Origin of the sequence: Aurantibacillus circumpalustris (assembly GCF_029625215.1) — a bacterium.
In the GTDB taxonomy this organism is placed as follows: Bacteria; Bacteroidota; Bacteroidia; order B-17B0; family Aurantibacillaceae; genus Aurantibacillus; species Aurantibacillus circumpalustris.
The window spans coordinates 2,503,384-2,529,035 of record NZ_CP121197.1 but is presented as its reverse complement, the minus strand read 5'-3'; the positions used below and the strand labels follow the sequence as shown (position 1 = coordinate 2,529,035).

At 36.2% G+C, this 25,652-nt stretch carries 16 protein-coding genes; 6 read left to right on the top strand and 10 right to left on the bottom strand.

Annotated features, from left to right (window positions below; all coding sequences use genetic code 11):
* Positions 1–22: 22 nt before the first annotated feature.
* The 7 genes from P2086_RS10585 to P2086_RS10555 form a co-directional block, all read right to left on the bottom strand.
* Positions 23–2,056 (bottom strand): T9SS type A sorting domain-containing protein, encoded by a 2,034-nt coding sequence (locus P2086_RS10585; protein ID WP_317896713.1) that lies wholly within the window; start codon positions 2,054–2,056, stop codon positions 23–25.
* A gap of 83 nt (positions 2,057–2,139) precedes the next feature.
* Positions 2,140–4,140, bottom strand: a complete 2,001-nt coding sequence (locus tag P2086_RS10580) for a glycine-rich protein (RefSeq protein ID WP_317896712.1) — start codon at positions 4,138–4,140, stop codon at positions 2,140–2,142.
* Positions 4,141–4,286: 146 nt separating this feature from the next.
* Positions 4,287–7,478: a T9SS type A sorting domain-containing protein gene (locus tag P2086_RS10575; protein ID WP_317896711.1), complete on the bottom strand. Its 3,192-nt coding sequence runs from the start codon at positions 7,476–7,478 to the stop codon at positions 4,287–4,289.
* Between the two features lie 267 nt (positions 7,479–7,745).
* Positions 7,746–10,985 (bottom strand): T9SS type A sorting domain-containing protein, encoded by a 3,240-nt coding sequence (locus P2086_RS10570; RefSeq protein ID WP_317896710.1) that lies wholly within the window; start codon positions 10,983–10,985, stop codon positions 7,746–7,748.
* A gap of 459 nt (positions 10,986–11,444) precedes the next feature.
* A complete protein-coding gene (locus P2086_RS10565; RefSeq protein ID WP_317896709.1) occupies positions 11,445–12,359 on the bottom strand; it encodes a hypothetical protein in 915 nt (304 codons plus the stop codon).
* A 123-nt stretch (positions 12,360–12,482) separates the two neighbouring features.
* Positions 12,483–13,166: a protein-L-isoaspartate(D-aspartate) O-methyltransferase gene (locus P2086_RS10560; protein ID WP_317896708.1), complete on the bottom strand. Its 684-nt coding sequence runs from the start codon at positions 13,164–13,166 to the stop codon at positions 12,483–12,485.
* 108 nt (positions 13,167–13,274) lie between these two features.
* Positions 13,275–14,684, bottom strand: coding sequence for an aryl-sulfate sulfotransferase (locus P2086_RS10555; protein ID WP_317896707.1), 1,410 nt, complete (start codon positions 14,682–14,684; stop codon positions 13,275–13,277).
* Positions 14,685–14,837: 153 nt separating this feature from the next.
* On the opposite strand from P2086_RS10555, the gene P2086_RS10550 reads away from it, so the two are divergent.
* The 4 genes from P2086_RS10550 to P2086_RS10535 all read left to right on the top strand — a co-directional run bounded on the left by P2086_RS10550 (position 14,838) and on the right by P2086_RS10535 (position 19,247).
* Positions 14,838–15,851: a Gfo/Idh/MocA family protein gene (locus tag P2086_RS10550; RefSeq protein ID WP_317896706.1), complete on the top strand. Its 1,014-nt coding sequence runs from the start codon at positions 14,838–14,840 to the stop codon at positions 15,849–15,851.
* Between the two features lie 74 nt (positions 15,852–15,925).
* Positions 15,926–16,774: a hypothetical protein gene (locus P2086_RS10545; RefSeq protein ID WP_317896705.1), complete on the top strand. Its 849-nt coding sequence runs from the start codon at positions 15,926–15,928 to the stop codon at positions 16,772–16,774.
* Between the two features lie 19 nt (positions 16,775–16,793).
* Complete coding sequence (locus tag P2086_RS10540; protein ID WP_317896704.1) at positions 16,794–18,215, top strand: sugar transferase; 1,422 nt, start codon at positions 16,794–16,796, stop codon at positions 18,213–18,215.
* Between the two features lie 168 nt (positions 18,216–18,383).
* Complete coding sequence (locus P2086_RS10535) at positions 18,384–19,247, top strand: UbiA-like polyprenyltransferase (RefSeq protein ID WP_317896703.1); 864 nt, start codon at positions 18,384–18,386, stop codon at positions 19,245–19,247.
* A 3-nt stretch (positions 19,248–19,250) separates the two neighbouring features.
* Here the strand turns inward: P2086_RS10535 and P2086_RS10530 are convergent, their stop codons facing one another.
* Genes P2086_RS10530 through porX form a run of 3 tightly spaced genes read right to left on the bottom strand, consistent with a single transcriptional unit; the run spans position 19,251 to position 22,086 of the window.
* Positions 19,251–20,075: a hypothetical protein gene (locus tag P2086_RS10530; protein ID WP_317896702.1), complete on the bottom strand. Its 825-nt coding sequence runs from the start codon at positions 20,073–20,075 to the stop codon at positions 19,251–19,253.
* Positions 20,076–20,082: 7 nt separating this feature from the next.
* Positions 20,083–20,508 carry a tRNA (adenosine(37)-N6)-threonylcarbamoyltransferase complex ATPase subunit type 1 TsaE gene (gene tsaE, locus P2086_RS10525; RefSeq protein WP_317896701.1) on the bottom strand — a complete coding sequence of 142 codons (426 nt, stop codon included), beginning with the start codon at positions 20,506–20,508 and terminating at the stop codon, positions 20,083–20,085.
* An 18-nt stretch (positions 20,509–20,526) separates the two neighbouring features.
* Complete coding sequence (gene porX / locus P2086_RS10520; protein WP_317896700.1) at positions 20,527–22,086, bottom strand: T9SS response regulator signal transducer PorX; 1,560 nt, start codon at positions 22,084–22,086, stop codon at positions 20,527–20,529.
* Positions 22,087–22,179: 93 nt separating this feature from the next.
* On the opposite strand from porX, the gene P2086_RS10515 reads away from it, so the two are divergent.
* Entirely contained in the window at positions 22,180–23,421 is a 1,242-nt protein-coding gene (locus P2086_RS10515; RefSeq protein ID WP_317896699.1) for an HD domain-containing protein, read from the top strand.
* A gap of 97 nt (positions 23,422–23,518) precedes the next feature.
* The gene (locus P2086_RS10510; protein ID WP_317896698.1) at positions 23,519–25,597 is read left to right on the top strand and encodes a dipeptidyl-peptidase 3 family protein; all 2,079 of its coding nucleotides are present in this window, start codon (positions 23,519–23,521) and stop codon (positions 25,595–25,597) included.
* Positions 25,598–25,652 lie beyond the last annotated feature (55 nt).

Below are 25,652 nucleotides of genomic sequence, written 5' to 3'. Positions count from 1 at the left end.
GGAGAAGTTTCTATGATAACAATTATTGATTTTTTATTAGTTTAATAACTTCCGAAGAAGTTTCATTTTTAACCTTAACAAAATAAATGCCAGTTGCAAAAGCACTCATATTTACTTCAGTAGCATTACTTTTAATAGTTTCGGTGAAAATGATTTTTCCCGAAAGATCCATGATTTCAATTGTTCCAGAACTTATTTGTTTTGATTCCACTGTGAATAATCCATTATTTGGATTCGGATAAACACTCACAAAAGTATTTTGTTCACTCAATTCATTTACACCAGCACATTTTTGTACATCCACAGATACGGTAGCAGTTCTGCTGCAACCGTTAGTTCCGGTACCAACAACGGTAAATAAGTAAGGAAGGTCGATATTTAAAGTTAGTGTTAGTGATGCTCCATTTAGCGGACCAGTTATTGGATTACTCCAAGCGTAGGTATTTGCCCCTGTTGCACTAAGAACCACGGATTCTTTTTTGCAAATAATATCTTTATCAGTAGACAGAAAAACGTTTGGTAAATCGTTAACCGTTATTGAAACAGAATTTGAAAGTAGACAGTTATTAACATCCCTTCCTATGACAGAATAAACTGTAGTTAAAGTAGGTGATACCGATAAACCTGATAAAGAAATATTATTACTCCAAGTATAGGTTACTGCACCACTCGCTGAAATATTAACAGACTTTCCAGTACAAATAGTTGTATTTGCTGATACGCTAATAACATTTGTATTAACAATAACACCGATTACTGCATTATTGATACATCCAAAACCATTTGTTCCCGATACGGTATAGTTAGTTGTAACGTTAGGATTAACAGCTGTTGTGAGGCCTGTAGTTGAATTGCTCCAGGTATAAGTGATAGCTCCTTGTCCTGTTAAAGTAGCTGTATTGCCAACGCATAATAAAGGAGGATTAACCATAGAAGAAACGTTTGGTAAAGGTACCATTGTAATATTGATTCCATCAGTGGCAACGCAGTTGTTTGTACCTATTCCTGTAACATAATAAGTTGTGTTACTTGTTGGTGTTACAACAATTGAAGAAGCCGTTGAAACACTAGCACTCCAAGAAAGAGTAGTTATCGCAGTAGTAGTTAACGTTACACTGCTGCCCTGACAAACAGGATTGGAACTAGCTCCTATGGTAACATCGCAAAGCTTTGTAATTATTACCATACCATTTCCTGAAACATCGGGATTGGGAACAAAACCAGGTTGACCTACTGCAGCGGTTGTACCATTAACTGTACCGCCAACGTATCCTGAACCGCCGCCACCACCTTCCCACAATGCCGCTGCGCCACCATACCAACCGCCGCCGCCGCCGCCGCCAGTATTACTAGGATATGCAGCATATCCACTGGGTGCCAAATTAGCCGAACCTCCTTGACCAAAAGAACCACCTTCAGCCATCGTGCCTGAATAAAGAGGAACTGATGAGTTGCTTCCACCTGCAACTTGAGTGCCGCCAAATCCACCATAAGTGCCCGTTAGTCCATTTCCACCAGTTAATCCACCACCATTCGCTCCAAGATCTTGCGTATTAGTTCCTCCATGATTAGCTCCGCCGCCGCCGCCGCCGCCAGCTACAATAGATACAGCCGATTGATTTCCTGATAAAGTACTTAAAAGCCCTGTTGCTGATGCAACATGCGATGCACCACCACCAGAACCACACGCATTACCAGTAGAAGAATAAGCCCCTGAATTGCCGCCGCCATTAAAGCCGCCTGTAGCCGCAGTAGAAGCTGCTTGTAGCGTTGTGCCCTTGCCTCCAACGTAAACATAATAAGTGCCTGGGGCAACATTGACAGTTCCTGTAGAATAACCGCCTTTACCCCCCGTACCTGCTGTAAGATTATTTCCTCCATCAGCACCCCACATTTGTATAAAAACCGAGCCTCCCGAAAGGGTGATCGTTTGTGTACTTCCGGTGTAATTGAAAGTGTATGTTGTTTGCGAGTATGCCATTCCAGCTACAAGCAAAGAAAGTGCAAACAATCCCTGTTTTGCTCCTAATAATAATTTGTAAATTTTTCTTTTCATGTGCTAGGTTTTAAGATTAAAGATTAAAGAACTTAAAAGAAACTTCTCACAGATTTTATCCGGAGAAGTTTCTATGATAACAATTATTGATTTTTTATTAGTTTAATAACTTCAAAAGAAGTTTCATTTTTAACCTTAACAAAATAAATGCCAGCTGCATAATCACCCATGTTTACTTGAGTTGTATTACCTCTAACAGTTTCAGTGAAAATAATTTTTCCTGAAAGATCCATTATTTCAATTGTTCCAGAACTTATTTGTTTTGATTCCACTGTGAATAATCCATTATTTGGATTCGGATAAACACTTACAAAAGTATTTTGTTCACTCAATTCATTTACACCAGCACATTTTTGTACATCCACAGATACGGTAGCAGTTTTGCTGCAACCATTACTTCCAGTACCAACAACGGTAAATAAATAAGGAACATCAATATTCAAAGTTAGAGTCACCGAGGCTCCTGTTGAGGAACCCGTTATTGGATTACTCCAAGCATAGGTATTTGCTCCTGTTGCACTAAGAACCACGGATTCTTTTTTGCAAATAATATCTTTATCAGTAGACGGAAAAACGTTTGGTAAATCGTTAACCGTTATTGAAACTGCATTACTCAAAGAACAGTTGTTTACATCAATACCAATAACAGAATAAACTGTACTTACAGTTGGACTTACAAGAATACCAGATAGTGGGATTCCATTACTCCAAATATAGCTTACAGCGCCACTTGCGGTGAGGTTAACCAAAGAACCCCTACAAATAGTTGTAGCGGCAGGAACACTTATTGAATTAGAATTTACAACCACACTCACTGTATTGGAATTAACACATCCAAAACCATCTGTTCCCGATGCGGTGTAGGTAGTTGTAACACTAGGACTAACAGCTGTTGTGAGGCCTGAAGTTAAGTTGCTCCAGGTATAAGTATTTGCTCCTTGTCCTGTTAAAGTAGCTGAATTGCCAACACATAACAAAGGAGGATTAACCATGGATGAAATGTTTGGTAAAGGTGTCATAGAAAGATTAATTGCAACAGTGGTAACACAGTTGTTATTTGAACCTATTCCTGTAACGTAATAAGTTGTGTTACTTGTTGGTGTTACAACAATTGAAGAAGCCGTTGAAACACTGGCACTCCAGGAAAGAGTAGTTACCGCAGAGGTGGTTAATGTTACACTACTGCCCTGACAAACAGGATTAGAACTAGATCCTATGGTAACATCGCAAAGCTTGGTGATTATTACCAAACCGTTTCCTGAAACATCGGGATTGGGAACAAAACCAGGCTGACCAAATGCTGCTGTTGTACCATTACTCACACCGCCAATGTAACCGGAACCGCCGCCGCCGCCAGTACTATTGTCGCCGGAGCAGCCACCATACCAACCGCCACCGCCGCCGCCAGCTAAATTTTGTATCGTTGTTCCGCCCTGCCCAAAACCAGCGCCAAAACCACTAGTATAGCACGCACCACCAGCTGTTTGTGATCCGCCACCACCAGCTGTTCTATTCGAAAATTGTGTAGTAGTTGGAGGTTGAATTCCATTTAGTCCGCCACCGTCTCCACCAATAGACTGATTTCCGCCGCCAGCGCCAGCACCACCAACAATTACTACCGCAGACTGATTTCCAGATAAAGAACTCAAGATACCCGTTGCACTAGCAACATGGGTAGCTCCGCCACCACCACCGCCTCTATGTGTAGAGTTAACGCTTCCATCACCGCCACCATTATACCCGCCTGGCGCAGTCGTATTCAGAAATCCATCTGAGCCCTTGCCACCAACATTGATATACCAGGTAGTTGGAGCGTTAACAGTAATAGTGCCAGAAGAATATCCTCCAACACCGCCTGCGATTTGGCTGTTCGGAACCGATCCCGAGTTAATATTTCCTAATCCTCCACTAGCTCCCCAAACCTCTATTTGATAAGGACCTGCCGGAATGGCCATCGTTTGTTGGTTTCCAGAGTATGTAAAGGTAAAAGTGTTTTGTGAGTATGCCGTTCCAGACACAAGCAAAGTAAGGGCATACAATCCTTGTTTTGCGCTTGATACTAATTTGTAAATTTTTGTTTTCATGTTACTGTATGTTTAACTAAATAAAGTGGTGAATCGCAAGTTTTATAGTTGATAGAATTAAATATTTAATCGCAAAAACATTCAAGAAGATGAGTCTATCTTTAAAAAAAGTCTTCCAAATTCATTTGGAAGACTTTTTAAATTATTTAGTTATTGCTTTTTACAAGCTTAACTACTTCATACGAATCCGATTGACTTATTTTGACATAATAAATGCCATTAGCTAACGTATTGATATTAAAACTAACTTTTCCTTCAACATTCAGATAAGATGAAATTACGCGACCTGTTAAATCACTGATTTCTATTTTGCTTGCTGGTTTATTTAACTCGATAGCAAAAACACCAGTAGTTGGATTAGGGTAAAGTTTTGAAACATTTGAACTCGATAATTTAGTCAAACTTGTACACTCTTCAACAGCGAAACTCACAGTTGCTTTTCCTTCACAGCCTATGTTATCTTTTCCAATAACTGTGTAAGTAGCTGAAGCATTTGGATTTACTGTTAAAGGATTACCACTTTGAGAAGAGTTGAGACTTGTTAGCCAGTTATATGTTCCTGCACCAGATCCTGTTAGTGTTAATTGATCTCCGTTACACAATTGTGTACTGGAAACTAACACTGTGATATTAGGAGCAGGGCTTACAGAAACCTGAAGTATTGCTATACTGGTGCAACCCAAAGAATTTGTACCAATTACCGAATAAGTTGTAGTTGCGTTTGGATAAACAAAAGTTGAAGCAACTTGTGCACCAGTATTCCAAAAGTAACTATCTGCGCCTTGAGCTACCACATTAACAGCTTTTCCGGCACAACCAGTTGGCCCGTTTACAAATGCAGTAACTTGAGGCGATTGAAGAACATCAACCATTTGAGTCAATGTTGTTGTACATCCACTAAGTGTGTTAAATCCTGTAAGCGTATATGTTTGTGGGAAAGTTGGAGCAAATACACCTACTGTAGTTATTTGACCATCACTCCATAAATAAGAGTCGGCACCAACACCCGTTAATAAAACGCTTTGTCCTTGACAAATAGTTGTAGCACTAGGGCTAATTGACAAGTTAGGCCCATTAATTTCGCAAGGAATTGTAATCCTTAAATCATCCCAGGTTAAATATGGCGCTACACCTGCACCAGAAGTAGCTTTCACAGCAACGTAATATAAGCCCGAAAGAGGTACTACAAATGTATTTGAAAGCGGTGTGTAAAGTATTGGTGTTACTGTACCACCTGTTGAGGCAACGGTTACCATACCAGCAGGAGTTTGTCCTCCACCCACCATGATGGATAAATCTGCCCAATTATTAAAACCAGACTCAGTAATATACCACATGGAAGCAGAATAGGTAATTCCGGCAACTAGTTGAATACCGTTAGTATAAAAATAACTAGTACCGGACGGCGAGCTATAAAAAGAAGCGAATTGGCTACCTGCATGAGGAACCCTATTGTTTCCGGCAGGAGCCGTATAGGTTAAGTTACTTATACCAACATTACTTGCAGCCCAAGAACAGTTTGGAAGCTTATTTAAAGCAAGCGTTTCGAGACCTTCATGGTAAGGTACTACACTTGTGGTAACAGGAGCAACGTTTACTGACTGAGGAACTGTTGAAAAACTTGAACCAGCCGCACAGGTAATTACCGCCCTGTAATGAATTGTTTGATTAATTGGGCCTGTATTATAACTATTTAAAGTTGCACCAGGTACTGAGGCAAATGGACCCACAGCTGAAGCCGTAGATGTTTGCCAAGCGATGGTATAACCAGAATTTGTGTAAGTTCCACTGTTTAAAAGAGTAAGATCAAGCATCATACCCGGGCAAAAAGCCACGGTTGGAGTAACAAACGAGTTCGGTCCCGGAGCTCCAGTACATGGTGTATTAAATACTTCAACAGCACCCGGATCTGGGAATAAAACGCTTCTAGTTGTTAAACTAAAATCTGTAGTAACACCTAAAGGCGGGCACATATTATTAACAACCGTAGCAGTTGGAGCAAAATCCCAAGCACCAGGATTGTTAAATAGCGGATCGGCAGTTGTACTTCCCTTATCATTTAAAGAAATAGCTTGCCATGTTGCTAAACTCGTGTAATTTACACTTGCGAAAACAAGGCCATTCGTACCAGCAGTAGAGAGCATATTAAACACATTATGATTCGAGTTCCAGGTATTTGCTGCTGTACCTGCGTACAAACAATATTTAGTACCATTGCCAGCACGATTAATTATAATGATGTTATTTTTTACCGGACTTGAAGCAACAGTTGAATAAATACCATAAGTTGTACCAGCAGTATTTGTTGCACCGTCTAATATAATTGTATTATGATAGACAAGAGTGTAAGCAACACCAGCAACATAAATGCCGTAAACTGTACCATTACAATACATATCAGAGATCACATTATTACGAATGATATTCTCATGCCCAGAAGTGCCTCCCGAACCAACGTAAACACCATATGCCAAATTAGCGTTTGTAATACCGGTTAGATAAGGGTTTCTGATATGATTTCCTTCAACCAAAATATCTATAGAACTGGTAGAAAGATATATTGAATAACAAGAACTTAGTGTTGTACGAAAAGGGCGTTCTATAATATTACCCTTAATAGTTAAATACTGACCGTAATAGTTATAAACACCATAAATATAAAAATCTTGAATTTTAGAATTTAACACTTTATTTCCAACAGTAAAGGGTGCCACAGTATTGCCATAATAACATACGGAAAAATAACCACCGCTTAAAGTACAAGTATTTACAACGTTGTTGTTACCTGAGTTACCACTAGTCGAATAAACCGTACCAGAATTACTAAGAGAAAATGGAATTTGCGTTGTTGATGCCGCATTCAATGGAGCTGTTATTGCACAATTAAGAAACTCGTTATTGTTTGCTTGATTCCATAAGTGAACCACAAGAGCATAAGACGCACCAGTTCCAATAATGTTTAAATTATTAAAGAACATGTAATCGGCGCCGTTTAACACAATTGTATGTGGATTAGCAGCGGCAGTGGCGTTAAACGTTATGGTACGGCCATTACCATTAATAGTTATGGTGTTGGTTGCTGAAATACCGGGAGCTTGAGAAAAACTTACTTGCTCTGTGTAAAGATTAGAGGTTGCAGCGACGTTTACAGTTAAGGGGCCACTAACACCTGCGGTATTTACAACAGCGGCAAAGGCCGTAAAACTAGTAAAGTTTGTAGCCGAGGAAGGAATGGTGTTGTTAATTGTAACGATTCCTGATAATTGAGCACCAGCCTTTAATCCAAAAAGGATAAGACAAGCAATCATCAACTTGATAGATTGGTAGTTTTTTTTCATGTGTATGTTGTATAATTAGTTGTATTTACAAACCTATAAAAAAATAATTGAAATAAACAATGATTTAAATATTTAACATTTAAAATTTACTGTTAAAAATGTTAAAATATTAAATTTTAACTGGTTAGAAATATTTTTTCTTTTTACAACTAATCAACACAACAAATTCGTTTTAACTTTTGTACCAATATAAAATGAGTAGTTAGGTTGGCATAAAAAAAGGCTGTCCGATTGGACAGCCTTTTTACTAAGCAAATTTTAGATCTATTATTGTTTTACAATCTTAATAACTTCAGTAGAAGTGCTTGATTGAATTTTCACATAATAAATACCGTTTGAAAGTTCGTTTAAATTCACGTTAACTACTTCTAAAGAACTAGTCATTGAAGAAACAACACGACCTGTAACATCCATAACTGTAATGGTTTTTTCGGAAATGTTATTTAATTCAAGCGTAATATCACCTGAGGTAGGATTAGGATAAACTCGCACGTTGTTTAATTTATTTTCAGTTAAACCAACACACTCATTAACCTTTTGAAGAATAGTTGATGTTCCTGAACACCCTTGCGAGTTAGTGCCAGTAACAGTGTAAACAGTTTGTGCAGCAGGAGACACGTTTATAGACGCTCCTTGATATAAAGCACCTGTTCCACTTGCAATCCATTGGTAAGAAGCACCAGTACCAGCACCAGCAGCAGTTAACACTTGTAATTCACCAATACAAATTTCTTCTGGTAGAATACCTGTAGCAGAAACAATTGGTAAAGTATAAACCATTACAGCTTGAACAGCCTGAGCAACACATCCGTTTGCATTAGAACCTACTACAGTATAACTCGTATTTGTAGTAGGAGAAACTGTTATGAAAGAAGCGTTTGCACCAGTTGTCCAAGTGTAAGAATTAGGACTTGATGCGCCAATTGCGTTAATGTTTACAGGAGTTCCTGCACATATACCAGGACTGCTTGCATAAGCAAGAATGTTTGGTGCAACGTTTACTAAAATCATTTGAGTTGCAGCAATTGCGCAACCACTTAAGCTAGATGTACCGATAACAGTGTAAGGTACTAATCCAGATTGCGTTGGCATTTGTGTAATTGAACTAGTTGTAGCACCTGTATTCCAAGCGTATGAATCTGCACCACCGGCAAAAATTGTAACTTGTTCATTAGAACATACTACGGTATTATTACAAGTAACTGTTAAGCTTGGTGAATTCACATCACACGGAATATCGATTGCTAAATCATCCCAGCTTAAATATTGTGCAGAACTGTTAGTTGTACCTGTTGCTCTGATAGCAACATAATAAAGACCGCTTGACGCAACTGAAAACGTGTTTGATAAAGATTTATAAACATTACTCAATGCAGGGCCGTTTGTAGACGCAATGGTAACAAGACCTACCGATGTTTGAGTAGTTCCATACATAATGGAAAGATCTGTCCAGTTATTATAACCGTAATACTCTGTTGTATACCATACCGAAGCTGAATACGTAATACCGGCGTTTAATTGAATACCATTTGTGTAGAAGTACTGTGTGCCAGATGGATTATAATAGAACGAAGCGAAGCTTGTTCCTGAACGTGACACTCTACCATTTGCACTAGAAGAGGTGTAAGTAAAAGCATTTCCACCAAGACTTGGAGCAAACCATGAACAGTTTGGTAAGGCATTTGATTTCGGTATTTGATCGAAATTCTCAAGGTACGGCACGGTATTAGTTGTTGTACCAGCAACATTAACAATACCCGCAGCGGTTGTGCTACCTACAGCATTTGAACAAGTAATAGCAACACCATAAATCATTTGACTTGTAAGAGGAGGTGTAGAATAATAAATGCCAGTAGCTCCAGAAATAGGCACCCATGGACCAACTGTTGAGCTAACAGAAGTTAACCATTGGTAAGTAACTCCAAGATCGCTAGTATAATTAGCCACATTCAAATTTGCATTTTGGCCAGGGCATAATGCGTAAGTAGGCGTTACAATTGAATTTGCTGAAGGAGTTCCAATGCACTGCACACTTAAAAACTCTAAAGCTCCAAAATCCGGGGTAGATTGGCTCCTAGGTGCGCCCGTTTGATCTTGTGAGATTCCTACAGGGCAACCCAAATTATTTAAACTCACATTTGTTGGATGCAAATCGCCAGTAAGTAAGTTTGCAAAATTAGGATTTAAGGTGTAACCGTTAGCGTCAACGCCCTGAGCTTGCCACTGCGTAAGATTAGTAGCCGCTGAGGTAACGTAACCTACGTAATTGTTACCACCAGCCCCGTTTACATAAGTATTATTGCAATCAATAATAGATCCAGATAATGCATTACCTCCATTATAAAAACCATACTTTGATCCAGTTCCACCGCGAGTGATGCTAATGAGATTGTTTTTCATGGTTGTTTTCATACCGTTTCCACCATAAAAATAATAGAACGCATAAGTACTTCCGGCTGTAGCAGCCGTGTGGTCAAATGAAAAAGTGTTATGCAAAAACTCATTATCGCCATAATAAGAGTAGGCAAAACCGTAGATGGTTCCGTTATATTCAATATTTCTTATAATGTTGTTTGTAATATGATTAGGATTAACGCCAGCTCCTGCTGAATTATAGTATCCTAAATAATACGAAAGGTAAAGAGTACCTGTGTATGTTTGGTTTGTGTTGTATAATTTTTCAATGATATTGCTGTCAAAGTTAAATCCTTGAGAATACCATCCATAAATCATATACAGTGTTGTGAAACTGGTTCTATTCAAACGATTTAATGTACAACTTTTAATTGTTAAATTTTTAGAGTAATAACAATAAATCGCTGAATAATAAAAATCAGTAATTAAACAATTGTAGAATCCATTATCGTGAGTGTAAGCGCCTGACGATAAACCATAGTGATAAATACTGTAATAACCACCCGCTAGAGTAGAAGTCTTAACAGTGTTGTAGTTTCCTGGGTCTCCACAACAGCTATTACCAGTAGTTCCAGAAGAACTAAAAGAAAAAGCCATTACTTGTGAACTTGTTGCGTTAAAGAAAACAGAAAAGGTACAAGCGCTGAAGGTATTATAATTAGCCGAGTTTGTTAACAAACATGCAACTGCATAAGTGGTATTAGTTCCCTCAACAATTAAATTATTAAGTGTTAAGTAGTCTGTTCCGTTTAATCGCACTGTGTGCACATTACCTGCGGCTCCACTATAAGTTAGTGTATTGCCGTTACCATTAATTGTAATTGTGTTTGTGGCAGACATACCCGTAATTTGGTCAAGCGAAAGTTGCTCAACATAAGGGCCAGTATTAACTACAACGTTAACTGTTAAAGGTCCAGAGATACCACTTGTATTTAAAGCATTAGCAAGAGCGGTAAAAGTTTGATAGTTAGTACCACCAGTAGCAGCGCCACTATTGATAGTAACCACGCCAGAAATTTGCGCTCCCATTTTCAACGTTACCAGGCTCAATAGCACTATAAACGTCTTAATTAGTTTGTAAGTTTTTTTCATGTGTTTAGAAAGTTAAATTGTTATAAAAGCAAACATATCAAAAAAAATGGAATGATTAACAAAAATTTAATATTTAATTAGCTATTTAACTTACGTCTTTTATTTTTAAGAATTCCCTTAGCAGTTCAGGGTGCTACAGATGTTTGAGACCAGCCAACTAAAAAGGCTACGTTCTAAAGTTTGATAAAAATCAATGATTTAAAAGTTAAATTAAACCCTAAAGTTCATCATGAGCTTGCCAAATGAGGATTACCCGCATTAAGCCAGATAATTCGTCTTTTTCAAAGACTTCTCCTGTAAATGCGGTTAAACTTGTTGAGGTTTTAATTCAAAGTAAAACAAATAATTAATCAGGAATTTGCAGATAAAGAAATATGTGAAGTATCGAGCCTTCTTCGGCTTTCTTAAATAGTTCAAGCAATTGGCAGAAAGCTTTACGGTTATAATAATGTGGAAAACCTAGAAGTAAAGGTTAATACGCAAGCTGGCGGATAATCCCCCTAGTAAATTTGTGTTATCTGTATCGAGTCCAAAATGATTTGTAGTACCACCATCAATTGTGGTATTATTTATTGAAACACCGGTTGAGCCAGACACATTAGATTGCCCCATAGATTCCAATTTTGTTTCACTTCTACCGGTTGTTGAGGCAGATAAACCCCAGCCAAACTCGCCACCAATACTCATTTTAGGCAAAACAAAATATTCGGCGCCCATAAAAACGCGTACGCCAATAGTTAAAGCAAGACCGTTTTTACGTTCTACTATTCGTGCAGATCCTTTTACCCCTTGAATTAATCCAAGCGTATCGATGTTGCGTGCTGCGCCAAAAATAGGACTAGACATGGCATCAGCTGAAGGGTCTACAACTATTTGAGGTGAAGAAGATGTGTTTAATTTATTACCGTAAGTAAATTTATCTTTGGAAGAAGAGATGTATAATCCTATTTCACCTCCGTAAATACCTTGAAGACGGGTAGATCCACGTCGTTTTTCTATACCAAAATTTAAACCAATAGCAGTTGCCGTTTTACTCCAAATATTTTCTTTTCTTGCAACTGCTGCCGGATATGCAATAATAGAAGCTGTTGCAGCAGCACGATCAACTACAAATGCCTTGGTGATCCAATTATTAATACCTATTCTAACGCCAATACGGTAAGCAGTATGTGCATCTTTAAAATACTTACCTGTAATTGCCTGTGACGACGAAACAAAATTAAAATTTGCATTTTTAATAAGTTGCGTGGCATCAATGCCAATAGCCCAGTCTTTTGCCTGAGGTAAAATTGGTTCACCGTTTTTAGAAGTAAGATCTTGTGAAAATCCATTAACGGTAATTGTTACGAGGAGTATTAGAACTATTTTTTTCATATAAAGTTTCTATTTTTATCTTAGTATATCTTGAAGTATCGAATTTAAAATAATTACGTTTTACAAACTAACGCAAATTAAATCATTTTAGTGTATAGCCCCTATTTTATTTGTTTGAAAAAACTAATTTCCAGATTTGTTTTGAAGAAGAGGTACAAATTTAAAATTTCCAAGTATTTTTTTATCAAAATTAGTTTCACTCATTTTTTTTAACCAGACCATTTCTTGTGTTTCACCCTCTCCTAATGGTATCAACAAAATTCCTCCAATTTTCAATTGGATTAATAAGTCGTTTGGGATATAGGGTGCGCCAGCGGTAACAATGATTTTATCATACGGAGCAAATTGAGGCATACCCTTGTAACCGTCACCATAAACAAGTTTAGCACCACCATAACCAATGTATGGGAGAAATAATTTTGTTTTATCGAACAATGTTTTTTGCCTTTCTATACTATATACCTTTGCTCCAACTTCTAATAGCACTGCAGTTTGATAACCACAACCGGTTCCAATCTCTAATACTTTTTCGCCAGGTTTTAAGTCTAACTGTTCTGTTTGAAAAGCAACCGTGTATGGTTGAGAAATTGTTTGTCCCGCACCAATTGGTAAAGCTTTATCACTATACGCATGATCAAGCAGAGCAGGTCTTGCGGTGGTTGTATCAAAAAATAAGTGTCTTGGAATTTTTTCAATTGCGCTAAGAACTTTTTCATTTTTAATCCCTTTGGTTTTCAAAATTTCCACCAAACGTTTTCGTTTGCCCTGAAACAAGTATTCATCTTCCTTTGAAACGTTATAAAACAAGATAATTAATTTAGAAAGTAAAATTAGTATTTAGTTAATTGCAATTGCTAAAAATATATTTATTTTTTGAACCATAAGGTTGAATCTAACGTTTACACAACCGTTTGATTATTTAGAATTACAATCGGAACGCTTTAAGAAATTGATTTTACAGTCTTTCAAACCAGGATTTATTTCTATTGTTTTTCCTAGCCTAAGTTGATTGCCTCTAAACCCCGGGTAGGATGGCTCATAAAGAAAACAGCGAAACACCTGGTTTTTATCGGGATGTGAACCGTTTTGCAAAATTTTAAACAAGCCTATTGGATTAATGTAGGCCCAAACCACATCTCCTGATTTATCAATTTCAAAAAACCTGCCATTTTCGCCTTCACAAATAAGTGTATTGCCATTTGAAAGCCTTTGGGCACTTGAAACATTAGATGAATAAAATCCATTTGTTTCGTCTTCGCCATATTGCGAATAAGGCTTTTCTGGCAAATAAGTGAGACCAGACGATAATTGATAGTTGTTTTTATCGTCAATTTGCGGGTTAATTATATCAACCGTTGAATGCAATTCACCAGGCCTGTTAAGACCGTTATTAAATACAATTATTTTTCCTTCATCTTTTAAACCTTTCTTAATCCAACGTGCGTTATGCTGATTAAAAAAGGTTTGAATTTCAGGGTTACCTCTCTTATAAGACATTGGATTTCCCCATCTAAAAAGTAAATCGCCGCCTTTGTTTTGTTTACCACCCTTATTTGAGCTAGCTTCGACTGTAGTTGTACTATGATCGAGAATAAAAATTTCAGAAAAATTTCTGTTGCTAATTAGAATTTGATTGAGTTGTTCGTTGTAATCGATGGAATTAAAGTGTAACCAATCTTCGTCACTAGATGCTAAAAAATTTATATTTATTCGTTGAGGATTATCAGCTACAAGACCATAATTTGGGAGACTTTTATCGAAATCTTGTATGAGATGATCCCATACTTTCCATTCCCAAACGATGTTAGCTTCATTTTTACCTATAGGTTGTAACTCGATAATTTTTTCGCTCCAAATCCACTTACTTTTAATCGCTGTGTCGCGACCCATGTTCATGGCTTGTTCACCAGATTTTCTGTCATAAACTAACACCACTATATTCCCGTTAGGCATTGGACAAACGTCGTGATGTTGCCTTTGACTTGAATCGGCGATTTTGTATGACCATACCACCTCACTTTTCCAATTCAAAATCTCAATAATACCACCGCGGTTGGTATAGCCTGGCGTTATTGTATCATTACCCGTTCTTAATAATTTTCCATTTGGCAAGAAGTACGCCGATTGCGCGGGAGTGTAAGCACTCTTCCATTTATGAACTTCTCTTCCACATTTATCAATTAGGTATGTATTTTTTGAAAAAAGCGGTGCAAACAAAATGTAGCCTGACTGAGAACAGTCGACCTTTTTTAATACGCCATAGTTACCTTGAGAAAGAGCAATGGAATTTAATAGACAAAAAGCTATGAGTGCTTTAAAATTCATGTGCCAAAGTAATAAAAGATTATTCTAACTCGAAGTTTATTGTATCCACTATTAGCTTTTCCCTATTAATTTACTTATTTCATCTATTTAACTAATAATAACAAATTAATAATACAGAAAACGAATTTCTAAACACAGACTGTTTAAAATTATATGAGATCTCAGGAAACGTGCCTTTTTAAAGCGTTAGTTTTGACGGATATGATAAAGAGTATTTCATTAATTGGTTTGGGTCACATAGGTAGGATTCACTTAAAACTACTAAAAGAAAGTGCGAATTGGAAAGTGTTAGGTATTTATGACAAGGACGTTCAACTAACAAAGGATCTTGCCCTTCAATTTGGAGTTAAAGCATTTGAAAATATTGATGAGTTAATCGAACACTCGGAGGCCATATCTATTCTAACCCCGAGCAGCAGTCATTTTGAAATTGCGAAAAAAGCAATAGTTGCGGGGAAACACGTTTTTATTGAAAAACCAATAACGTCCACACTCAAAGAAGCCAAGCAACTTCAAAGTCTGGTTAATGAAGCGGGAGTTATATTTCAAGTGGGTAGTGTTGAGGTATATAATCCGGCTTTTATTTCGGCTCAGCCCTATCTTGAAAATCCAGTATTTATTGAGGTTCATCGATTAGCTCAATTTACATCACGGGGAACTGATGTATCTGTAGTTCTTGATTTAATGATGCATGATTTGGAATTGATTTTAAGTCTCGTAAAATCGAATGTGCGGAAAATACAAGTGTCGGGGAGCCCTTTAGTTAGTAGTAAGGTTGATATTGCGAATGTGCGGATAGAATTTGAGAATTCGGTAGTTGCCAATTTAACTGCAAATAGAATGGCTTTTAAGAACAGCAGAAAGTTTAGAGTTTTTACAAGAGATAACTTTGTGAGTATTAATTTATTAGAAAAAATAACGGAAGTTATTAAAATTAAAGATCCATTACCAAATTCAAAAAATTTGGTAGTAGATCCCGGTAATGGTTTAGCGAAAAAGGAAATAATTTTCGAACATCCAATAATTTTACCAACAAACGCAATAAATGAAGAGTTGCATACGTTCCATAATAACGTTGTTTCGAATAAAGTTACAAAAGGCAGTATAGAAGATGCGATCCGCACCCTCGAACTAGCCTTTGATATTGAAGAAAAACTTAATCCGTAGCGAAATAATTTCGGAGTTAACGATTTAAATTCATTATTTTTGAAACGACGCAAGACAGGTTTTATTGGCAACGTATGAGATTATTTTTACTTTTTGTTTTATTTATTCAACTGTTTTTGCTCAACTCTTGTAAAAAATACAAAGAGGCAGATCCTTCCTTTTTCCTTAAATCGAAAACAATTTCTGTAACAACCAATCCTTTACAAGGTACTTCGAGTAATAAAATAACTGATTTATGGGTTTATACTGATGGTAAATTTCAAGGGGTTTATCCAGTAGGAAATCTTATACCAATTTCCTCCAAAGAAAATGGAACTAAAATTAATGTTTTTGCAGGCATTAAAAACAATGGTATTTCGGATACCCGGATTTTTTATCCTTTTTTCAATTTTCTTACTATCGATACATTTGTTGCAGCCGGAAAGACTATAGAACGGGACTTTACTTTCAACTATAAAAACGTCACCACTTTTACATGGACCGAGAATTTTGATTCTGGATCTGCTATTTCAGTAAAAAAGGAACTTGATGCAGTATTTGAAATTGTAAGTGGTGCTGAAAGTTTTGAAAATAAATCACTCAAAGTTACTTTGTTTCCAGATTCAGGAATTGCAGGAAGGTTGCAAAGCTCAAGTGATGGCTTTTTTTTACCAACTGGAACAGGAGATGTTTTTCTTGAACTGAATTATAAATGTAATACGCCTGTGACAATTGGTTTAACGGATGATGTGCAACGCATGCCTGCCATTACACTTAATCCGCAAGAAGTATGGAATAAAACCTACATTCAACTTTCTACCATTGTAACCCTTTTAAACACGTCGAAAAACAAAGTGTACTTTGAGTTTTATCAAAACCCAAGTGGTAATGCACAGAGTTATCTTTTTTTAGACAACTTGAAATTACTTTATATTAAGCCATAGCAGTGATATTTTAAATTAAATGAGCCGAAAACTACGAACGCTTTACTATATTTTTACCGATTTTTTATCTGGGGCTCTGGCATGGACAATCTTTAACTATTATCGTAAAACCCAAATTGATTCTTTGAAAACGGGTGAAATACCAGGTGCTATTTTTGATAATCAATACTTTATTAGCGTTAGTATTTTGCCCATAATATGGGTTTTAGTGTACTATTTGTCTGGTTCATACAATAATGTTTTACGCAAATCTCGTATTAACGAATTTGTGCAATTACTTGCCACTTCAATTATTGGCGTTACTGTTTTGTTTTTTGTTTTGCTGTTAGACGATTCTGTTGTTTCTTATAGACTTTATTACAAATTATATTTTGTTTTATTTACCTCACATTTTATAATCACTGCATTTTTTCGTTTGTTGCTTTCAAGTAATACCAACAAAAAAATTCACAAGCGTGAGTTTGGATTCAATACAGTAATTATTGGCAGCAATGAACGTGCTTTAAAAATGTTTAAAGAAATAAACGCCCTTAAATATGGCATTGGGAACAAATTTATAGGGTTCGTTCACATTGAAGGCAAGAATGGATACTCAGAACAACTGATGAAAGAATTGCCTCATCTTGGCGAATACCATAATGTAAAAAGTATTCTTGAAAAACATGAAATTGAAGAAGTAATTATTGCCTTAGAAAGCTGGGAACATGAATACATAAAAAACATTGTGAATGATTTGGGTGATCTTGGTGTTATTATTAAGATCATTCCGGATATGTACGACATACTTAGCGGTCATGTAAAAATGACCAGTATTCTTGGTACTCCGCTAATTGAAATAAAAAATCAAATTATTCCTGAGTGGCAAATTTCCGTAAAGCGTTTCATTGACGTTAGTGTTTCTGTAATTGTCATTATCTTTTTTAGTTGGTTGTATATATTAATTGGAATAATTGTTCGCCTAGGTTCGCGCGGTCCAATGTTCTTTAAACAAGAGCGTATTGGGATTCACGGAAAACCCTTTTACATCTTTAAATACCGCACTATGCTAACGGACGCAGAAAAAGACGGCCCTTCTTTATCGAGTGCAACTGACCCACGTGTAACTCCTTTTGGAAGATTTCTGAGAAAAGTACGTTTAGACGAAATGCCTCAGTTTTTTAACGTAATTATTGGTGATATGAGTTTGGTTGGTCCAAGGCCTGAACGTAAATATTACATCGAACGGATAGTAGTAAAAGCACCTCACTACAAACATTTGCATAAAATTCGCCCTGGCATAACAAGTTGGGGTCAAGTTAAGTTTGGCTATGCAGAGAATGTTGATGAAATGATTGATCGTTTGAAATTTGACATTTTGTACGTTGAAAACATGAGTTTGCTTCTAGATTTTAAGATTTTGGTGCATACTATTCTTATTGTTTTGCAAGGAAGAGGGAAGTAGTTTCACTATTAAACCACTAAGACACAGAGGACACTTAGGAACACTGAGTTTATCGGTCAGCAGTGAGCAGTTGCACAAAACAAGGCACAGTCCAGAAGTTTCAAATACAAAAATCACCTTCCAAAATGTGTTTGTCATTTCCACAGCATCCTTATCTTTGCAATGATTATGTTGAAGACCATCAATAATTATTTGTCGCTTATAAAATTCAGTCACACTATTTTTGCATTACCATTTGCTATAATTGGTTTTTCACTGGCTATTCAATCTGGAAAAGCGCAGTTTAGTTGGGAAAAATTTGTGTTGGTAATTTTATGTATGATTTTTGCCAGAACAGCTGCAATGGCTTTTAACAGATACATCGATAGAAAATTTGATGGTAAAAATCCAAGAACTGCCGTGCGTGAAATTCCTGCAGGAGTTATTTCACCGAATGCTGCATTAATTATGGTTGTTTTATGTTGTGTTGCTTTTATTGTTTGTACATTTTTTATTAATACCCTTTGTTTATACTTGTCTCCAGTTGCACTCTTGGTTATTTTGGGTTATAGCTACACCAAACGTTTTACACCCCTTTGTCATTTAGTACTCGGCGCAGGACTTGCACTTGCTCCTATTGGCGCTTACATAGCCCTAACCGAAGAATTTGATCTTATACCTGTTTTATTGAGCGTGATAGTTTTTTTATGGGTAAGTGGCTTTGACATTATTTACGCTTTGCAAGATGACGAATTTGATAAAAGTCAGAACCTAAAATCGATACCGGTTTTTTTAGGGCGTAAAAATGCTTTACGCTTATCGGAATTTCTACATTTTATCGCAGCCTGTTTAGTACTTGCGGGTTATTTTTCAGGCCTTTTTGGTTGGCTTTATATAATGGGTGCAATTGGTTTTACAGGCTTATTGATTTACCAACATACTCTTGTGAAGCCGGATGATTTAAGTAAAGTAACACTCGCTTTTGGCACTACGAATGGCATTGCCAGCGTTTTGTTTTGTGGGTTCGTTTGCGCTGATATTTTTTTGATGTAAAATCTATTTACTTTTATTAAAAATCAAGCCTAATGTTGCTGTCACTTGTCCGGCAAAAAAATGATGGTTAGCATTTCCATTCCCTCTTCCAAGAACTAATGCACGTCGGTAATTTGCATATGCCCCTTTGCATACAAGTTCAAAAAAACCGTTTCTAAAAAACTCGAGTCTTAATCCAGTTTCCACACCAACAATCCAACCAGCAACATGCCAATCATTATTTAATTCCTGACCGAAAATAGTCACATCTGTTCTTGGAAAGACAACGCCTGCACCGGGTTTTACAACTGCTGAAGCACAGAATTTTCTAGAAGGTTTGTAAAGTTCAAATTTTCTAACGGCATTCAGCATCCAAAAATTCGCACCGTCTGTATGCTCAAAATGAAGGAATCTGTCCGGGTTCATCGTAGTATCTTTATCAATTGCAATACCATCAATTTGCCCTTTAATGTGCGTTCTCTGCCAATCGTTTACAACATACTTAGTGTGGTCGTAGTTCATTTCAATACCCCATTTGTTATTGAACATATACGCTACTCTAACAACAAATTGAGGGATTGTAATATTCACAACGTCACCTATTTTATCCATGTCCGGCTTGTCAGACGCTGTTACATCATAGATAGTGAAATCGTAATTATCTGGTTTCCCCCTGTATTCATTAAATTTATTAGAAGTGTTTTTAAAGTGAATGGTGCTTTTGCTATAGATAGCCTTCGTGTAACCCCAAGAAATGTAAAACTGTTTGTTTTTCTTTTTTAAGGAATCGGCCTGGCTTAATGCCCATCCTGAAATAAACATTAAAACCAAGAATATAAAATAGCGCATTATTAGCTTAATTAATTGACGCGCGAAGGTAACGATTATTTCCGTTTACTGTGATCTCAATTTTGACGCAACTTGAAGAGATAAGCCCTTCTACGAATTCAGGCCATTCAAAAAAACAGTAGTTATTTGAATCAAGATGCTCTTCAATTCCAAGATCCAATAATTCTTCTTCACTTTTTAAACGATATAGATCAAAGTGATAAATTTTACCTCGAGGATATTCATATTCATTAATGATAGAATAGGTTGGACTGCTAAAATGATTTTTGCTTCCTAATTGATTACACAATTCTTTAATAAGCGTTGTTTTACCTGCACCCATTGGGGCGTAGAACAGAAATAGTTTAGTGTCCTTCGCGAAATCAAGAATTGACTTTGCGAAGGACGATATTTTTTCTACATCAGAAATATTTAATTCAATGAGAGATGTCACAAAAACTTTTTTAAAGAATTATTTTGGAGACAAAACCAGATAAGGAATAATTACCTCTTCTAAACTAATTCCACCATGTTGAAAAGTGTTTTTATAATAATTCACATAGTGATTAAAATTATTAGGATAAGCGAAAAAGCGATCTTCTCTTGCAAAAACAAAGCGGGTACTTGGATGTTGCTTAGGTAAATAAGCATCAGCCGGGTTCTTAACTTCAAACACTTCTTTAGCATTATACTCCAAAGCCTTACCTTGTTTGTAACGAAGATTCGAATTCACATTTTTATCTCCCAAAATTTTAGTCGGCTCTTTTACATGTACTGTTCCGTGGTCGGTGGTAATAACGATTTTTATTTTTTTATCGGCCAACTGCTTAATAATATCAAACAAGGGCGAATGCTCAAACCAACTATACGTAATGCTTCTGTATGACGTTTCATTTTCAGCTAACTCACGAATCACTTCCATTTCGGTACGTGCGTGGCTTAACATATCTACAAAATTGTAAACAATCACATTTAATTTATTTTGCAATAAATTATTGACGTTGTCTGCTAATTTTTTCCCGGCAGTAAAATTGGTTATTTTATTATAACTCATTTTAATATCCTTACCCAAACGTTTCATTTGCGCTTGCATAAAAAGTTCTTCGTGCAAATTTTTCCCGCCCTCTTCTTCATCATTTAACCATTGATCAGGGAAACGTTTTTCGATTTCGCTTGGCATTAATCCGCTAAAAATTGCGTTACGCGCATATTGTGTTGCCGTTGGTAGAATACTGAAAAAAGATTCTTCTTTATCCACTTTGTAATACTCCTGAATTAAAGGCTGGATTATTTTCCATTGGTCGAAACGCAAATTATCTATTAGAATAAAAAATACCGGCTCCGGACCATTTCCTAATTCCTGTAAAAAACGATTCTTCACAAGTGTGTGACTCATTATTGGTGGATTGGGATCTTTTCCACTTAACCAATCTAAATAATGCCTTTCAATGAATTTAAAAAACTGATTATTGGCATCTGATTTTTGCATCTTTAAAACGTCAAGCATACTTTTGTCTTGAAGTTTATCCATTTCCAATTCCCAATAAATAATTTTTTTGTAGAGCTCTGCCCATTCTTCCCAGCTTAACTTTTCGTTAATAGTCATACCAATTTGTCCAAATTCTTTACGGTAATCGGTATTGGTTTTTTCACTCACTAAACGTCTGTTATCTAGTGCTTTTTTAAGCGAAAGTAAAATTTGATTAGGATTTACCGGTTTTATAAGATAATCTGCAATCTTGCCACCAATGGCATCATCCATAATATGTTCTTCCTCACTTTTTGTAATCATAATTACGGGAAGGTCGGAATTTGCTTGTTTAATTTTCAATAGGGTTTCTAGTCCTGAAATACCAGGCATGTTTTCATCCAACAGCACAGCGCTTATTCCGCGATCTTCCTTAACAATATCAATAGCTTCGTCTCCACTCAGTGCAGTTACTACCTCATAGCCTTTACCATCCAAAAATAAAATGTGTGGTTTTAAAAGAGCAATCTCGTCATCTGCCCATAATATTTTTATTTTATCCATATACTATCGTTTTATAAACTATAACGTATTAAATTTATCTCTTATTATTTCAATTGACGAATTTATTAACGAATTTTGGTTTTTAATCACTGAATGTACACGAACAAACGTAAAATCATTAACGATCCCATTTATGGTTTTGTTAGCATACCAAACGATCTTATCTACGATCTCATAAATCACCCTTATTTTCAGAGACTAAGAAGGATTAAACAATTGGGTTTAACCAACCTTGTATATCCAGGTGCATTGCATACCCGTTTTCATCATGCGGTTGGCGCTATGCATTTAATGCAGGAGGCTGTTCTTACCTTAAGACAAAAAGACATTCTTATTACAGAGGAAGAAGAACAAGCTGTGCTAATTGCTATTTTATTGCATGATATTGGTCATGGACCATTTTCACATGCCCTTGAACATAGTATTGTTCGTGGTGTGAGTCATGAAGCCATTAGCAGTTTGTTTATGGCTAAATTGAATGAAGAGTTTGACGGTAAACTAACACTTGCTATTGAAATTTTCAATAACCGCCACTCCAAAAAATTCCTTCATCAATTGGTGAGTTCACAATTGGATATGGATAGACTAGATTATTTAAAACGCGATAGTTTTTTTACAGGCGTGAGTGAAGGCGTAATTAGTAGCGATAGGATTATTAAAATGCTCAACGTTGCAAATAACGAACTTGTAGTAGAAAATAAAGCAATTTATAGCATTGAAAAATTCTTAATAGCCCGCAGACTTATGTACTGGCAGGTGTATCTGCATAAAACAGTTTTAAGTGCGGAAACCTTGCTTGTAAACATTTTACAGCGTGCCAAAGAAATTACGGCTTCAGGAACTGAACTGTTTGCTACACCTACTCTATCATTATTCTTAAAAAACAATTTCACTCAAAAAGATTTTGAAATGGATGCGGCTTTGCTGAATAAATTTTCGAAGTTGGATGACAGTGATTTAGACGCAGCCATAAAAGTGTGGTGCGAATGTGAAGACAAAATTCTAGCAAAATTATGTCAGAATTTATTGGATAGAAAATTATTTAAAATCGAAATGCAAAACGAACCGTTTGATGAAGCGTATATTAACGGCTTTACCGAAAGGGTTTGCAAGCTTTATAAGATTTCCAAAGAAGACGCGCATTATTTTGTATTAACCGATGTAGTAAATAATAGTGCTTACACAGCAGATCAGTTTAATATCAATATTTTAATGAGCGATGGTAAATTAATTGATGTGGCGGCAGCAAGTGATCAGCTCAATCTGCAAAGTTTAAGTAAAACAGTGAGTAAGTACTTTATTTGTTATCCTAAGGAAATAATTTTCAAATTCTAAATTTTGGCTGGTCCTATTTTACCCTCTATTTACTTGATATTTGACCTTGCATACCGATTAAATAAATACTAAACTTGTAACCTTAATAAAAAAGAACATGAAAAATTACTTAACAATTGCGGCACTTACAGTCGTACTAGCCTCGTGTCAATCTTCTGACAATGAATTAGCTGGTTTAAAAAAAGAAACTGTTACAGATTCAGTTAAACCTGCTACCGATTTTAAATACATTGCCGAACAATTCGCTGATTTACGTGTTTTGCGTTATCATGTTGACGGATTTGAAAATCTGGATTTAAAAACTAAAACGCTTTTATATTATTTGTCAGAAGCAGCTCTCTGCGGACGTGACATGAATTACGACCAGAACTATAAATACAATTTAGTTATTCGTAAAACTTTAGAATCGATCTTAAGCATGGAAAACCATGATTCTGAAAGTGAAGATTTCAAGAAATTAGAAATTTACGCGAAACGTGTTTGGTTTAGCAATGGTATTCATCATCATTATAACAATGATAAATTTATTCCTGAATGCAGCGAAGAATTTTTCACACATGTAATCAGTCATGTTGAAGGAGACCAACTTCCTTTGCAAGCTGGTCAAAGCAAAGAAGACTTTATAAAATTTATTACACCCTTAATTTTTGATCCAACCATTGCTGCTAAAAAAGTGAGTTTGGATTCCAAAAAAGATTTAGTAAAATCTTCTGCAGTTAATTTTTACGAAGGCGTAACACAAAAAGAAGCGGTTGATTTTTACGCAGCTCAAGTAAATAAGAAAAGTGAACAAAATCCGATGTACGGCTTAAACAGTAAGCTTATGAAGGAAAATGGCAAGCTTGTAGAAAAAATTTACAAGGTAGGTGGCATGTACTCACCATCTATTGAGAAAATTGTGTATTGGTTGGAAAAAGCTATAACAGTTGCTGAAAACGAAAATCAAAAAGCATCCCTAGAAGCTTTGGTGAAATTTTATAAAACAGGAAGCTTAGAAGATTTCGATTTATATAACATTGCTTGGGTAAAAGATACTGAAAGTGCTGTAGATGTTGTGAATGGATTTATTGAAGTGTATCAAGATCCTTTAGGAAAAAAAGGTTCGTTTGAGTCTGTTGTCTCGATAAAAGATTTTGAAGCTAGTAAGCGTATTGCAACTATAGGTGCAAATGCACAATGGTTTGAAGACAATTCGCCTCTTTTACCTCAACACAAAAAGAAAGATGTTAAAGGGATTTCAGCTAAAGTAATTAATGCGGTGATGGAGAGCGGTGATGCTGCGCCAAGTACGCCAATTGGAATTAATCTTCCAAACAACGAATGGATTAGAGAAGTACATGGGAGTAAATCTGTTAATCTAGGTAACATTGTTGAAGCTTATGATCAAGCTGCAGGTGGAAGTGTTGTAAATGAATTTTATTATAACGACGAGATCAAACAACGTGTAATTAAATACGGTTCTTTGTCTGATAAGTTGCACACTGATATGCATGAAGTAATTGGTCATGCCAGTGGTGTGATTGAAAAAGGAGTTGGTTCATCTTCAGAAACATTAAAAAATTACGCCAGTGCACTTGAAGAAGGTCGCGCCGATTTAGTTGCTCTCTATTATTTAATGGATCCTAAATTAATTGATTTAGGTGTTATGCCAAACCTCGAATGCGGTAAAGCTGCGTACGACGAATACATTACAAAAGGTTTAATTGTTCAATTATCGCGCATTAAGCCGGGTAAAGAAATTGAAGAAGCGCACATGCGTAACCGTAAAATGGTTGCTGCTTGGGTTTTTGAAAAAGGTGCCAAAGAGAATGTGATTGAGAAAAAATTTGAAAACGAAAAAACATATTATGTGGTGAATGATTACGCTAAACTGCGTGTGTTATTTGGCGATCTATTAAGAGAAATTCAACGTGTAAAATCACAAGGTGATTACAAAGCTGGTCATGATTTAATTGAGAACTATGGCGTGAAAATTGATCCCACTTTGCACACTGAAATTATTGCACGCTATGAAAAACTAAAAATCGCGCCGTATGCTGGTTTCATTCAACCTAAATTAGTTCCTACAATGGAAGGTGATAAAGTGATTGATGTGAAAATTGAGTATCCTGAAAATTTCACACAACAAATGTTAGAGTACGGTAAAAATTACGGTTTGTTACCTGCTTATAACTAAGCAGAAAGATCTATTTAAAATTTAATCGCCGGTAGGTTTCTTAATCAAAGAAATT